The sequence below is a fragment of the Devosia sp. P3_B2 genome (assembly GCF_056402875.1).
This window is the reverse complement of the sequence record NZ_JBFUGO010000009.1, coordinates 118,829-133,074: the sequence shown is the minus strand read 5'-3', so window position 1 is coordinate 133,074 and position 14,246 is coordinate 118,829. Positions and strand designations below refer to the sequence as shown.

The 14,246-nt window shown below is 60.2% G+C and carries 11 protein-coding genes; 1 reads left to right on the top strand and 10 read right to left on the bottom strand.

Annotated elements, in window-relative coordinates; all coding sequences use genetic code 11:
* Positions 1–10 precede the first annotated feature (10 nt).
* The 3 genes from AC1DV8_RS14570 to AC1DV8_RS14560 all read right to left on the bottom strand — a co-directional run bounded on the left by AC1DV8_RS14570 (position 11) and on the right by AC1DV8_RS14560 (position 3,394).
* Positions 11–1,117 (bottom strand): DegT/DnrJ/EryC1/StrS family aminotransferase, encoded by a 1,107-nt coding sequence (locus tag AC1DV8_RS14570; RefSeq protein WP_477157950.1) that lies wholly within the window; start codon positions 1,115–1,117, stop codon positions 11–13.
* Positions 1,118–1,292: 175 nt separating this feature from the next.
* Entirely contained in the window at positions 1,293–2,213 is a 921-nt protein-coding gene (locus tag AC1DV8_RS14565; protein WP_477157949.1) for a GNAT family N-acetyltransferase, read from the bottom strand.
* Between the two features lie 224 nt (positions 2,214–2,437).
* On the bottom strand, positions 2,438–3,394 hold the full coding sequence (locus AC1DV8_RS14560) for a GNAT family N-acetyltransferase (protein ID WP_477157948.1): 957 nt from the start codon (positions 3,392–3,394) through the stop codon (positions 2,438–2,440).
* Positions 3,395–3,596: 202 nt separating this feature from the next.
* On the opposite strand from AC1DV8_RS14560, the gene AC1DV8_RS14555 reads away from it, so the two are divergent.
* Complete coding sequence (locus tag AC1DV8_RS14555) at positions 3,597–4,715, top strand: GNAT family N-acetyltransferase (protein ID WP_477157947.1); 1,119 nt, start codon at positions 3,597–3,599, stop codon at positions 4,713–4,715.
* 49 nt (positions 4,716–4,764) lie between these two features.
* Here the strand turns inward: AC1DV8_RS14555 and AC1DV8_RS14550 are convergent, their stop codons facing one another.
* The 7 genes from AC1DV8_RS14550 to AC1DV8_RS14520 form a co-directional block, all read right to left on the bottom strand.
* Positions 4,765–5,520, bottom strand: a complete 756-nt coding sequence (locus tag AC1DV8_RS14550) for a class I SAM-dependent methyltransferase (RefSeq protein ID WP_477157946.1) — start codon at positions 5,518–5,520, stop codon at positions 4,765–4,767.
* 48 nt (positions 5,521–5,568) lie between these two features.
* Positions 5,569–6,987, bottom strand: coding sequence for an oligosaccharide flippase family protein (locus AC1DV8_RS14545; protein WP_477157945.1), 1,419 nt, complete (start codon positions 6,985–6,987; stop codon positions 5,569–5,571).
* Between the two features lie 159 nt (positions 6,988–7,146).
* Positions 7,147–8,565, bottom strand: coding sequence for a lipopolysaccharide biosynthesis protein (locus AC1DV8_RS14540; RefSeq protein WP_477157944.1), 1,419 nt, complete (start codon positions 8,563–8,565; stop codon positions 7,147–7,149).
* A 36-nt stretch (positions 8,566–8,601) separates the two neighbouring features.
* Positions 8,602–9,606, bottom strand: a complete 1,005-nt coding sequence (locus tag AC1DV8_RS14535; RefSeq protein WP_477157943.1) for a hypothetical protein — start codon at positions 9,604–9,606, stop codon at positions 8,602–8,604.
* A gap of 266 nt (positions 9,607–9,872) precedes the next feature.
* Complete coding sequence (locus AC1DV8_RS14530) at positions 9,873–11,990, bottom strand: GumC family protein (RefSeq protein ID WP_477157942.1); 2,118 nt, start codon at positions 11,988–11,990, stop codon at positions 9,873–9,875.
* Between the two features lie 43 nt (positions 11,991–12,033).
* A complete protein-coding gene (locus AC1DV8_RS14525) occupies positions 12,034–12,861 on the bottom strand; it encodes a metallophosphoesterase (protein ID WP_477157941.1) in 828 nt (275 codons plus the stop codon).
* Entirely contained in the window at positions 12,858–14,081 is a 1,224-nt protein-coding gene (locus AC1DV8_RS14520; protein WP_477157940.1) for an O-antigen ligase family protein, read from the bottom strand. Before AC1DV8_RS14520 ends, AC1DV8_RS14525 begins: the two co-directional genes overlap by 4 nt.
* Positions 14,082–14,246 lie beyond the last annotated feature (165 nt).

Sequence of the window (14,246 nt, the reverse complement as noted above, 5' to 3'; positions counted from 1 at the left end):
CGACGAGTTCTCAGCTCTTCTGAAAGAACGCGATGCAGGCCGCTGCGACCTCCCGCACATCGTCAGGGGACATATGTTCGCCGATCGGCAGACTGAGCAGTTGGCTGTCTGCCCGATTGGCGAAAAACGGCTCGGAAGCCTGACCGTAATGGGCGTAAGCCTGCAGTTTCGGCAGCGCTTTTGGATAATGGATACCGGTCTCAATGCCGCGATCGCTCAGGTGGCTGCGCAATGCGTCGCGCTGGGACGTCCGCAGCACAAACAGATGATAGACATGCCGTGTCCCCTGGCGCCTCGCTGGCAATACCAGGTCGCCAACTCCGGAAAGCAGGTCGTAGTATGCTTCAGCGACAGCAATACGCTTTGAAATCCAGTCATCCAGGCGGCTCAGTTTGACCGACAGAATCGCGGCCTGCATCCCATCCAGCCGCGAGTTGCGCCCCTCGAACTCATGATCGTATTTGCTGATGCGGCCGTGGTTGCCGAGCATGCGTACCCTCGATGCAAGGCGCTCGTCGCCAGTGACCATGACCCCGGCGTCGCCGTATGCGCCGAGGTTCTTGCCTGGGTAGAAGCTGAACGTTCCGAAATCACCGAACGTCCCGACGCGTTGCCCACGGAACTCGGCGCCGTGAGCCTGGGCCGAGTCTTCGATCACCTTCAGGCCATGCTGGCTGGCGATCTGCATCACAGCTTCCATATCGCAAGGCTGTCCGTAGAGGTGCACCGGGATGACTGCAGACGTCTTCGAGGTGATCTTGCCCTGCAATCCTTCGATCGAGATCGTGTAGTCCCCCGGATCGCAGTCGCAGAACACGACCTTCAGGCCAGCTCGGGTCACCGCTTCCGAGGTCGATATGAAGGTGTTGGCCGGAACGATGACCTCCGAACCCTTCGGCAGGTCGAGTGCCTCCAGCGCCATTTCGATGGCATCGGTTCCGTTGGCACAGCCGATGCAGTAACGCGCCCGCTGATATGCGGCAAATTCCGCCTCAAACTGCTCGGCGTGCGGCCCCCTGATGAAGGTACCATCGGCGATCACCGACGCAATCGCGGCGTCGATCTCGGCCTTCATTGTCAAATACTGCTTGTTGAGATCCAGAAAACTAACGGCCATCCCAAGGTCTTCCCTTTGTGCTTACAACGGGCGGGGCCCGTTGGTGGTGGGCCACTCATCGCCTCTCGGCAGTTGCAGCTTGGCGACTGAGGCGCTTTCGCTACTCTGCGACAGACCGCCATTCGAAATCGAAGGACGCATCAGGATCGGCGGCCTTACGGGGGTGGCAGCAAGATTACCCAAAACCGATAGCCTCCAGCACCTTGATTGCGGCTCGCGAGCGGGATGCAGTAAACCGCGGTACCTGACGTGGTCCGAAACCTCGTACGAAGGTTTCGATGTTGCGAACCATCGAGCCCTCGAAGTCAAACACGCGGGATCGGCCGGCAGTATCCTTGATGGCATACCACAGGGTAAGCGCATGGGCTCCGCTGTTTCTGAGTTCCGGGTCACCGCCGCCGCAAAGATAAAAAGAATGGCGATCGTCGTAAGCAATGTACACGGCGGCGTGGATGCGGCCCTGGGCGTCTTCCGCGGCATAGATGGCGCGCTGGTTTCGCCGCCCCATGGTCTCGTCGATCCGCTCTAGTGTCGGAAACAATCCCGACATGTCCATTCCCTGCCGCTTGAAGGTCTTCTCCATCGCTGCGATGACTGTGCCCACATCACGCTCACGATTGATCACAGTGAGCTTTTCGGCCTTTCTGCAGATGCGACGAACGTTTTCTCGCATGTCGTCCCAAAGGCGTTGGCTGTCATCGAGGTCGGCGAGCCGGTAGGTGTAACCCAGCTTCAGGCCGTACCCTGCCCAATGGAATGCCATAAGGTTCTGGAACTCCGGCGCGCACGAGATCGTGACACGGTCGACTTGCGGCAGGCCCTGGATCAGCTTTTCCAGTATCTCGTGCTGGTGCCCCAGCTCGTTGGCGGGTTTTGCACCGGCGGGTCTGATCCACGGCCCACCCCAAGGGGTCAGCCCGGGGGTCGTTAAGGCCGACAAGCCAAGACGTCGCTTCGTCACATAAGGAAGCCGCCCGATGACTTGCCCGTCCTGCTTGACCTCGACGGCATGCCACTGGCCGGGCGCCACCGCGTCAAGCCAGTACGGCTCCTCGAACAGCGTCCAGCTGCTTCGCTGCTCGTCGTTGTCAGGCACGTCGCACCTTGCAGAAACTGAACCCTATGGACGGGAGCAACAAACCATAAAGCGTTGGTTCGACTGAGGCAATAAAGTCGATGTTGCTGTGGTTACCAGCGGCCCGGAGTGGTTGCCAAGCAGTCGCTCAGTCTACAGCCTCGGCCAGCCGCGTGTAGTCTTGCGAGCACGTCGGGCACCTGCCCGCTGTGAGATCGTCCGATCGGCCGCAGACCGCGAGGTGGCTACATCTGGTGTGGGGTGCCACCGGAAAAAGCGATCAGCCCATCGCGCACGTGTCTCGCCAACCCAAATAAGCCTCGCTGCTTGTAAATGCGATTAAGCGGCGTTAACTGCGGACTGAACTTCCTGCGGAAGAACTGTTCAATGCCCCGATCCATCGATCCTTCGAAATCGAAGATTAAGGACCATTTTGCGGCAAATTGAATTGCATCCCAAATCAGCAGCGTAGGCGCTCCGCTGTCTCTGAACTGTCTATCCGATCCGCCAACCAGGTAGTACGTCGCTCGCTCATCGTAAACGATAAAGTTGACGGCATGGACATTTCGCTTCTCATCCTGCGCAAAGGCGAAGCGTGCATGCCCGCTTCGAAGCGCGCCGTCCACGATCTTGAACAGTACGTCGCGTCGGTAAGGCATCGGTTGGCCGCGTTGTTGGTAGGTCAGTTCGTGCATGTCGCAGAGCCGGTCGACATCGTCTGATACGACGATCTCCAGTTCCTTTTGCGCCTTTTTGATGAGGCGCCATGAATCCCGATGGAACCCTGACCACACCGCGTCAAGGTCAGTGAGGTCATTCAGCCGGTAGGTGTAGTGCGTCTGTTGTGAGAAGCCGGCCCAGTGAAACGGTAGCCAATTGTCCCATTCAGGGCAGCAATTCTGCCGGAAGACATCGAAGGGGGGCAGCTTGGCAATCAGCTCGGCGGCAAGCTCGTACTGCTCCGAATACTGGCTGGAGCCATTTTCTCTGGAAGGTCGAAACCATGGTCCCAAGCGAGGCGTAAGATGTGGCTGGGCAAGAATTTTGAAGCCGTAGCGTTGCTTGACGTAATAAGGCAGCCGTGCCGAGACCCCGCCGTTCTCGACCACCACCTCGTCCCAGTTGCCGCCGCTCGCCAGATTTAGCCACCAAGGCTCTTGAAATAGGCTGTAGCTGGTATTCGTGGCGGCTTGATCAACCAAGTCGTAACTCCCCTTGCGTCAGCGCGTAGCGGCTGCGATCGCACGCTCTGCTCGATGTTGGGCAGGCCAGGCAGATTAACGCTTGAGCGCCAAAATAATAGACGAAGAGGCAATTTTCGTCGTACTTTCACTGAAGTTTCGGACAGCGGTCGACATTGGCCTGCGATGTTCGATGTCCTGCTGACACTGCGACGATGCCCCCATGCTCACTGTTGACATCGTTTCGGACCCTGCAGCATTCGTCGCCCTTAAAGACGACTGGAATGCGCTTGCCGAGCGGTTCGCCACTCCATTGCACAGTTTCGAATGGTTTGACGCGGGTTGGAACGCCTTTGGTGAAGGGCGCAAGCTTGCCACGTTTGTGGTGCGGGAAAGCGGCACGCTGCGCGCGATCGCGCCCCTGATGGTCGAGCGGACTTTTGGAATTCCGCGGTTGGTCGTCATCGGCCGCGAGACTGCGGAGCCGAACGCGATCCTCTACGCCGACGATGCTTCCTTGGCGGCGTTGGTTGAGGGCATCGTGCGGCATCCCGTGCCGCTGTGGCTCAATCGCCTGCGCGACGAATCCCCTGAGATGCGGTCGCTTCAATCCGCAACGAGCGCTCGCAGTGGCCCGTTTTTCTCAAATCCACGGAACACCGCCACAGCGAGTGTTTCGATTGTGGGGACCTGGGCTGAGTTCGAGCAGCGCATGACATCCCAAAACCGGCAAACCCTGCGCCGAAAAACACGGCTGGCGGAGCGATCCGGCCCCGTCCGCCTTGAGGTCATTTCACCGGATCTCTCAAACGTCGACGACGCATTGCACCGGGTGTTTCTGGTGGAAGGCGGGGGGTGGAAGGGTCGCAACGGCACGGCGATCCTATCCGATCCGCGCATACTCAAATTTTACACTGATTACGGACGGAAGGCGGCGGAGCTCGGCATCCTACGATTGCACCTGCTGCGCGTCGGAGATGCGATCGCAGCAGTCCGCATGGCCGTCGAGTTCGCAAACTCGCTTTGGGAACTGAAGATCGGATATGATGAACAGTTTGCCAAATGGTCTCCCGGCGCCGTCCTGGCACATGAGACCATACGTCACGCCTTCGAGCAGGGGCTCTCGGGCCTCGAATTTCTCGGTAGAGCCGAATACTGGCAAAAGCACTGGCCGGTGGTGACGCATCCGTACTCGGCGATTCGCTATTATCCTCTCTCGGTCACCAGCATCCTTGCTCTCGGCTATGACGGCTGCGATCTGCTCGCCCGGCGTGTCGGAGGCAAATGGTTCCCACAGCGTCGTCGCTTCCTGCAAAAGGAAGAGTTCGCCAGCCCCTCCTGACCCGCGGCCCGTGTATCCCACATTGGGACGCCACCGTTGGTCTGACGGCTCAGTGCTTCTGCGCGACAATGTAGACCCACTCGTCGTCTTTGTCGTACCCCGCTGCCGCCTTAAGGGAGCCGATTGTCTCGACAGAAAAGAGCCCATACGTCTTCAGCTTATTGAGCTCCTTCTCGATTTCGACATAGGCGTGAACAAAACTGAAGCCGTGCCCCTGCTCGTTTACAAAGGCTATTCCCAGGTCCTCGTCGATTGATTGCTTCCAGAAATTCCGGATTCGGTTCGGGATGGCGCGGAACGGCGACTTCCAGCTCAGAAATATCGCTGGATGCCAGAAACTATTCTTCCATTCCGGCATCTTCCAGTATCGTATGTTTTTGGTCGAGTAGATAAAGTATCCGCCTGATTTCAGAACTCGAGCGATTTCTTTGAATATCTTGTGCCGATCCTCGTAGCTGCCAACACTATCGATGCCATTGAATGAGAACACGACGCAATCAAACTCGCCGTCGCCGAACTGTAGCTCGCGAGCGTCCATGACACGCAGATCCCTGCCTGGATGGATGTTCTTTGCCGCGTCGATCATCGCAGCCGAATAGTCAACTCCGACGTACCGTTCGAACTGAGCCGAAATCGCACCGGTTGTTCTGCCGCCACCAATTCCAATGTCGAGCACAGAGCTGCGAGAACTCGCCGGCACCAGCTCTAGGCAGAATTCTTCCGGCGTCGTAAGACCTTGCGCGGCCTCTTCCGCGTACTTCCGTACGATGCGGGAGCGATAGTAGACCGCCTGATTGGATTCCATTGCCAGTTACCCCTTTCCGTGGATGGTAACTATGTTTTCGTCATCAATCTACATTGCGCGCAACAGACGCACCACGAGTGCTGCTCCGATCGGGCCGGCAATGACGGCTGAGGCCACGATTGCAACCAGACCACCGAACTGGAGGTTCGTCGTCGCCGCAACCCCCAGGCTCGCCGCGCCTGCCGCGAAGAGCCAGACAAAGGCGAGCCCAGTGTCGCGCCAACTGAAGGAAGCACTTTTCAAAGCGACCAGGATGAAGACTGCATTTCCGATGAACAGCGCCAAGCTATAGAGCGCCACGAAGTCGTCGACCGGCAGCTTCACGAAGTAAGCAACAGCGACCGAGGCGACGACCAGCCCATAGTACGCCATGTTCGTGTAGGTGGAGAGCGCAACGCGGCGAGCGACATCATACAGTCGATCGATCCATGTGCTGACCAAGAGCAAAGCCATGCCGAGCACGAGCCAGTGCGAATAGTCGGCGGCCATTGCGAACCGGTCGCCCAGCAGAACAGGGATAATGATCGGGACGAGAACCCAGCCGAGGCCAATGGCAATTCCGGCCAGCGCCATGGCGGTCTCGAGAATGGGCAGGACGAATGCTATCCGCTGAGCCGGGTTCGGAATTCGCGCCAGATTGGCGAAAACCACCTGTTGCAGCGGCGTGGTCAGGGCGGAGATCGGAGATGACAAGATCTGGCGTACCAGAAAAAGCACCCCCAGTGCCTCCAGTGAATAGGCACTTGCCATCCACAATTGCACTAGGCGTTCGCTGCCGACAGCGACCAGTGAAAGGGGCACGGAGTAGATGGGATAGGCCTTGTAAATCCGGATTGAACTCCAGATCGAACCGGCCGAGAGGGAGATCGGCCCCTTGAACAATCCGGTCCGCACCGCAGCAAAGGACATGGCCGCAAACGGGGCCATCAGGCCACACAGATAGGCGGCCACGAAGCTCCCTGCATTGGCGCCGAAAGCGTATCCGAACCCGATCAGGGCGACGACCGTCACCAGCGGCGTGCTGGCATTGGCGATTGTTATCGCGGCGATGGATTTGCTGCGCAGCAACCACGCCTGAAGGATGACCGTGAGGTTGGTGAATACGATAAAGAGCGGGCACGCATAGAGGATCGGGCCGCTCCCCTCTACGCCCATGACCTGCGAAGAGATTGTCGGGAAAAACGCAATCAAAAAGGCGATCACCAGCGCCACGCTCAGGGTGAGTGCCGATGTGAAGAAGACCAGCGTCTGCGCACGTCGCGTATAGTGAGTGATCGTGATTGCAGCATCCAGGCGAAGCGTTCCCAGAATTGCAACGATCGCGGCTACTGCGGTGACGAGCGGCCAACTCCCGACATCCGAAGGCGAGTAAAGGCGTGCGACCACGGGGACGGCCAGAAGCCAGATCAGACGGGACGTCATGGATCCAAGACCGCCCACCAGCAGGTCGCGTCTCGACTTAGACATTCACAAACTCAGGTCGACCAACGTCCTGGCGCGGACTCACCGGCCAATCGAGGCGGAAACTCCCTCCAGCTCCGCTGCTGTTCCGGACCACCCTTAGGTGACTCGATTGGCGTCCATTGTGGGGACCCCTTTGCTGCCCAGATACGCGAGTGTACATCATTACATCGCCCGTAGGAGCCGCACTGTCAGTGCGATCCCAGCCGACCCGGCGAATACGGCTGAGACGGCGACGGCCGCCAGCCCCCCGAACAGCGCGTTAGCCGCCGCCGCCAATCCGAGGTTCGCTGCAATTGTCGCGAACAGCCAGACGAAGGCGAGGCCAATGGTGCCCCAGCTAAACGAGGCGACTTTCAAAGCGACGAGGATGAAGATTGCATAGCCGACGAACAGCGCGACGCCGTAGAGAGCAACGAAGTCGTGCAACTGCAACTCAAGGACGTACGCGACGATTACGGAGACGACGACCAGTCCATAATAGGCGACGTTCATGTACGAGGAGAGCGGGATGCGACGGGCGACGTCGTAAAGCCGAGCTGTCCAGATCGTGACCACGAGTAAGGATATTCCGAGCATAATCCAGTGTGAAAAGTCGGCAGCCGCTGCGAACCGCTCGCCGAGGAGAGCCGGGATGAGCACGGGGACGAGAGTGAAGCCGAGGCCAATGGCAATGCCAGCGAGGGCCATTGCGGTCTCGAGAATCGGCTGGATGAAAGCTCTCCGTTCGGCGGGCGAAGGAATTCGGGCCAGATTGGCGAACACCACCTGTTGCAACGGAGCCGTTGCGGCGTAGATCGGTGACAGCAAAACCTGGCGCACAAGGAAAAATACGCCCAAGGCTTCCAGTGAGTAGGCATTTGCTATCCACAATTGCACGAGGCGTTCGCTTCCGACTGCTACCAGTGAAAGGGGTACGGTGTAGATCGGGTAGGCTCTGTAGAGCCTTATCGAGCTCCAGACTGCACCGCTCGAGAGCGCGATCGGGCCCTTGAACAATCCATTGCGCACCGCCGCGTAAGCCATGGTCGCAAGGGGCGCCATCAGGCCGCACAGATAAGCGGCCACGAAGCTGCCTGCGCTGGGACCGAAAACGAACCCGAACACGAGCAGAGCGGCGACTGTCACCAGCGGCGCACTGGCATTGGCGATTGTTATCGCGGCAATCGATTTGCTCCGCAGCAACCAGGCCTGGAGGATGGTCGCGAGGTTGGTGAACATGATGAAGAGAGGACACGCGTAGAGGATCGGGCCGCTCCCCTCCACGCCCATGACCTGCGAAGAGACTACCGGAAAGAGCGAAATCAAGAGTGCCATCACCAGCGCCACGGTCAGGGTTAGCGCCGATGTGGCAAACACCAGCGTCTGCGCACGCCGCGTATAGTGTGTAATCGTGATAGCAAGATCCAGGCGAAGCGTTCCCAGAACCGCAACGATCGCAGCTAGCGCGGTGACGAGGGGCCAGCTTCCGACGTCCGATGGTGAATAGAGGCGTGCGACAACCGGGACGGCGGCGAGCCAGATCAGACGGGACGTCACGGAGCCGATACCGCCCACCAGCAGGTCACGTCTCGACTTAGACATTCACCTACTCAAGTCGATCGAAGGGCTGGCACCGCCTCACCGGCCAATCGAGGCGGAAACTATCTTCAGCTGACTGTTCACCTCGGTGCCCTCGGGATAGATCATCTGGATAAAGGCCGCGACGAACTCGGTGCGGTCGGGCGCCACGCCGGAAAAGACGAACGGACCGTCTCCCACCAAGGGGATGCCCTTGCCGAGCTCCGAAATGTACGTTCCATCTGCCAGATGGGCAGCCATGCGCACGACTGCCGTTCCGGCGTTTGCCTCGGATGTGAACGAAGCGTCGACCTTAAAGGTCCAGGCGCTCCCCGGTTTTGCTTCGATGTAGGGACTGGCATAGGCATTGACCCAGCCTTTCCCCGTCGCCACGCCGTCGATTGAGAATGTCACGCCGGTGTCACCGGACGCGACTGGAGTTGCTGTCAGCCCGTTCTCCGTGCCTCCATACCAGTCGCTGCTGGAAACGGGCGTTCCGTCAGACGGCTGCGCAGGAGCGGCAGGAACTTCCTCGGGTGCCGCTGCGGCGGCTGGAGCTTCCTCTGGAGCGTCTGCGGCGGCTGGAGCCTCCTCTGGAGCGGCAGGAGCAGTTGGGGCAGGAGTGGCTGGAGCCTCTGCTGCCGGAGCGGGAGCGGCCGGCGCCTCTGCGGGGGCGGGAGCATCTGTCGCGTTTGTGGGGTTAGCTGCTTCCGCCGGTTCAACGGGAGCCGCGGCAGCAGCCTGAGATGCCTTTGCGGCGGTGAGCGCACTGACCACTGCGTCAGCACCAACCGGGGAAAGTGGTCCGGCCTGGCACTTGGCGAGCACATCTGCCTTGCGGCACAGCGCATTGATGGCGGCAATCGTAGAACTGTCCAACATCCCATGCTGCGGGAGATCAGGGTAGCCCAGACCAGCCAGCTCAGACTGCACAGTCTTGACGAAACCGTTTGGGTTCTCTGCCGCCAGGGTGACCAGATCAACTCCATCCTGTGCCACGGAGCAGATCGGCGTCGCCACCAGAGCGAGAGCGATATTCGCGGCCAGCACAATCCGATAACGCATGCGCACCCTCGTGTGGATTCTGCCACCAGCAGCGGCCCTTGCACGCTCGAGCGTGACAACTACACCACCCATGGGGCCGAATTCTTTTCCTAGCATGGATACTTCACCGACAAAAGGGCGGGGAAACCCGACTTCTGCTGGAACGGCAACCGGATAGAAGGTCGGTACCCCAGCCGACCGTGGACCTGCGTCAGCCAATGCCGACCGGCGCCAGGGACGCCCAACACTGGCCAGCCTGTCGGTGTGGACCTATGCTGCAGCGATGCTCAGCCATTCGAGTAATAGCCGGCGTATTTTGATTTATTGTAGTAGCCGCGGATACCCGAGCGTTGCTGGCTGAGAATGGCCACCAACTCAGTCCCTGGCGGCTTGGCGTCTCGTATCGCCTGCATCGCCTCCTTGACGTCCTGCTGGGGAGTAGCGGCCCACCGCACCACAAATGCAACCACGTCGGCATGTGGCACAATGTAGAGGCTATCGACGACCGGGCCGACCGGCGCTGTGTCCAGGATCACGACGTCGAAGGTCCGCCGCGCCGCTTTGATCAACCGCGCAAAGCTCGCGCTCGCCACCAACTGGTCGGTTGGGATGTCGCTGCGTCGAGAGCCAGGGACAATCTGCGCGCCGCTTTCATCGTCCGTGACGATGATGGAGGTGAGGTCCGGGGCATCGTCGCCCTTTCCAAGATAGTCCAACAGACCGGACAAAGGGGAGAGGCCCAACTGCTGATGAATGCCAGGCTTGCGAAGGTCGCAATCGATGAGCAGCGTTGGCACGCCCGAAAGGGCGTAGGTGCGGGCGAGTGACAACGCCAAGGTGGTCTTGCCTTCCCCGGGGGCCGACGAGGCGACCATGATCACCGCGCCTCCCTCTGGTGACGTCCCGCGATGGCGCCGAAGCGCCTGATCGACGCCGATGCGCGCACGCCGCACGGTCTCGGCGAACACCGACAACGGCGCATGTGGCACATAAGACGACACGCTCGCTTCGTGCTCATTGTGCCGCATCGGACGCAGACGCGGAACGGCGGCCACAACCTTGGCGCCACTTACGGCTTCAAGCTGACGCTCGTCGGTAAACCCGCCGATGAAATTTTCCAGCAAGAACGCCAGTGCCAGCCCGAGTCCCAGCCCGATCGCGGCCGCCAGCGCCACGATCACCCTGACATTCGGAAACGATGCCTCGCTGGGCGGCACTGCGGGAGATGCGATCCGGCTGTCGGGGACCTGTAAGGAAGTTCTCGTGCCGAAGTCTTTCTGATTTGAGAGGAGCGCGTCGTACTGGCTTTTCGCGATTTCCCCCTCGCGGAGCAACCTGTAGAGATCGGTCCGCAGGCCTGCCGGCAGATCACTGTCCTGAACAGTCGTGCGCAGTTCGGAACGCAGGTCGGCTGACCGAGCCTGCGCCTCGGCGATGTCGTTCCGCAGGCCGGCGACCGCCTGACGTGCTTCGGCAGCAAACTGCTCCTCAACCTTGGCAAGTTCAGCTCGCAGGTTCACTGCGCCGAGCGAGCCGTCGGCGGCTCCCGCCAGTGCTGTCTGCAGCTCTTGTCGCCTGAGCTCGTACTGTCGCACCGCTTCGCTGGCTAGTGCGTCACTGACCGTCGTCCAGTCACCACGATCGAGTGCACCTGACGCCAGTGATACCTTAGACCGCAGCTGATCCGCCGTTGCGACGCTCGACGAGAGCTGGCGCCGAATGTCTACCAGCTTTGTGCTACCTGTAGCGGTTGCGATTGCATCCAGGTTGCTGTCGATGAACCCGTCAAACGCCCTCTCCGCCCCCTCAAGTGAGGTCTGTGCAGAGGCAATTCGTGCGGTGACAACGTCATATGCAGTCTGAACGCTCGCGATTTTCCCCTCGAGCTGCATTCTGATGTAGGTTTCCGCGAGAGCGTTCGCGAGTGTGGCAGACTTTTCGGGCGATTGGGTGGTCGCCTGGAAGGCCATCACATAAGTCAGGCCGTTGCGGCGGACGCTGACTGCGTTGCTCACCTGATTGGTGACGTTCTTAACCAGTGCATCTGGGCCGGGCATCGTAGGCTCGGCGATGCGGAAGAACGCAAGCAGTTTGTCCCATAGAGAAATCTGCACTCCGAACTCGTCGTCCTTGACGAGCCCATAGTCCTCGACCAACCGGCTGATCGTCGCCTCCGACCGGGCGAGTTCGACTTCGCTGTCAACGCGCGAAGAGTCTGACAAAGTTGTCATCTGCGTACTGTCAGCGAGCAGATCCTTGCTGCTCGGATCGAACAGAACGAGGGCGGACGCCGCATAAACTTTCTTCAAGTTAGCCGCAACGCCGCCGGCCACGCCAACCACAACGAGCGTGGTGATGATGATCAGCCACATCCGTCGGCGCAGCATGCCAAGGATGCTTCGCACATCGACTCCCGGCTCGGGCACTGCGATCCTCTCGATCGGTGGGTCAGCGACGCGAATGATTGCCTCCTTCAGACGCTGTCGGACCGACCGTCAGCACGAGCGGCCCGTTACCTGCCACCAACTTCACCGCCGTCAACCGACCCGTTGCATACGCCCCCGTATCGACACAGATGCGATGTTTCGAAAGCAGCGGCTCCATAACCGGGGTATGGCCATGGACGATAGTCTTGCCAAACTCCGCATAGTCTGACGAAAAACCGTCTCGAAACCAGACCAAATCGGAATCATGCTGAATTTCGATAGGGGTGCCCGGCCGCAGGCCGGCATGCACAAATATGTGCTGACGCGTTTCGAGCAGAACCGGCAGCTCATCTAGGAACTGCCGATGATCGCCCGGTATATGACTATCGACCAAGGCTCGGAGACGATCGACCCTGCCGAGGGCCTGGTGGAGGGCAGTTTCCTCGATCCCGTAAGACAGCAAAGTCTCAAGCCCACCGAAGTCCAGCCACTCGTGGCGTCGGCGGGGGGCGCGCAAGAACGCCGCCATTGCCAACTCATGATTGCCGGCAAGACAGATCCGGTCGAAGTCGGGCGTAGTGGTCAACAAATGGTCGATGACCTGGGCTGACGCCGGGCCGCGATCGACAACATCGCCAAGCATGACCACCAGCGGACGATGGGAGTGGCTCCTCGCGTCAGCGGTAATCTTCGCCTCAAGTGCACGGAGCGCGGCGAGACAACCGTGAACGTCGCCGATCGCGTAGATCGGTCGTTCTCCGACATCGATCTGGAGGCGTCCTCTGGGTTCGACCTTTGCCGGTGCCGGCCGAACCAGGTCCTTCAGGATGGCCAGCTTGCTCCAGATCATTGGCCCGTTCCGATGCGCTTCTGCGCGACACCGAGCGCCAGCAGGACCACGAATAGTACTGCGACGGCTTGGATCTCTATGCTGAAGTCGACCAACGAATGTATCGCAACGACAGCGATGGCGCCCAACCCCGCCGCGGACGGAGACCAGTACTCCTCGCTTCGCTTCAGCGACGACACCAGTTGGATCGCAATGATCGCGATAGCCAGTAACGGAAGCGACCCGCCGACAAGACCGAGTTCGGTCCACAGCGTGAGGTAGGTCGAATGCGCCTTGTCCCAGAGCACGTCAGTGCTGAGAGGCAGATGATGGTATAGTGGGAAAGCCTGCTCAAACGTGCCAGCGCCGAAACCAACGAACGGACGGTCGCGGATCATGTCCAACACCTGGGAATAGAGTACGGCGCGACCGTCGGCAGTGTCCTCCCCGACGGTGATGATGCGCTCGAGGACCCCGCTCCCGAACGCCCACGCCATAGCGGCCGCACAGGCCACCGTCGTCACCCCGACAGCGAGCCAGCGGAGCAACCCCCATCTCGCCCGAGTGCCTCCGGCAAGCAAGGAGACCAGGATACCGATAGCGGCGGATGCGGCGCCCATCCGGGACCTAGTGGCGAGTATTGCTGTACCAACAATCAATAGACCTGCCAGGACAAGCGCAAGGCGCATCCAGCGAGATTGAGGAAGGAGGCGCGTGTTTGCGCAAGTGAGGAGCGCCGCTCCGACCGCTGCGCCCATAGCCAGGAAAGTCGCGAAGGAGTTACGGTTGACGAATGGGCCGGTTGCCGAGCCTTGGTATGCCCACTTTGGGAGGCCGAGCAGCGTGTCGCCCTCGGCAAGCAGTACCAGCCCGAGAAGCGCGTAGGCAGCAACGCCAAAAAAGATCAGTTCGAGCAGTGACTGAGCTCGCGCTCGATTGGCGGCCACCTGCATGATCAAGGCGAAGCAGGCGCCGTACGTCAGGACTTGGAGCAGCACAAGCCAGCTTGTGTCGGGAGCAACGCTGATGGCGGGCCAAGCCAAATGAAGGCCATCCGCGAGCGAGATAGCGGGCGCGAAGCCCAGCGGCAGCGCCTGGACAGCGATCCAAACGATCAGAAGCAGGTAGATCAGCGCCGCGATAGGAACCGAGCGCAACCCGAAGCGCACTCCCGCACCCAACCTCGCAAGCGACCACCAGTACCACAAACCGATGGCACCAACGGCCGCGGCATTGATCAACCAGTATGCGGGGCGAGCACTGCCAAGGGGGAGGGGCATGAGAAGAAGCCAGCAGGCTATCACGACCCCTAGGGCAGCGTTCAGGCCATGCTCGTGCGACGCCCGTCCACGACCTGATATCGCGGCTGAAGGCACCGGTCTCGCCCCCAACGACAAGGTTTTCGG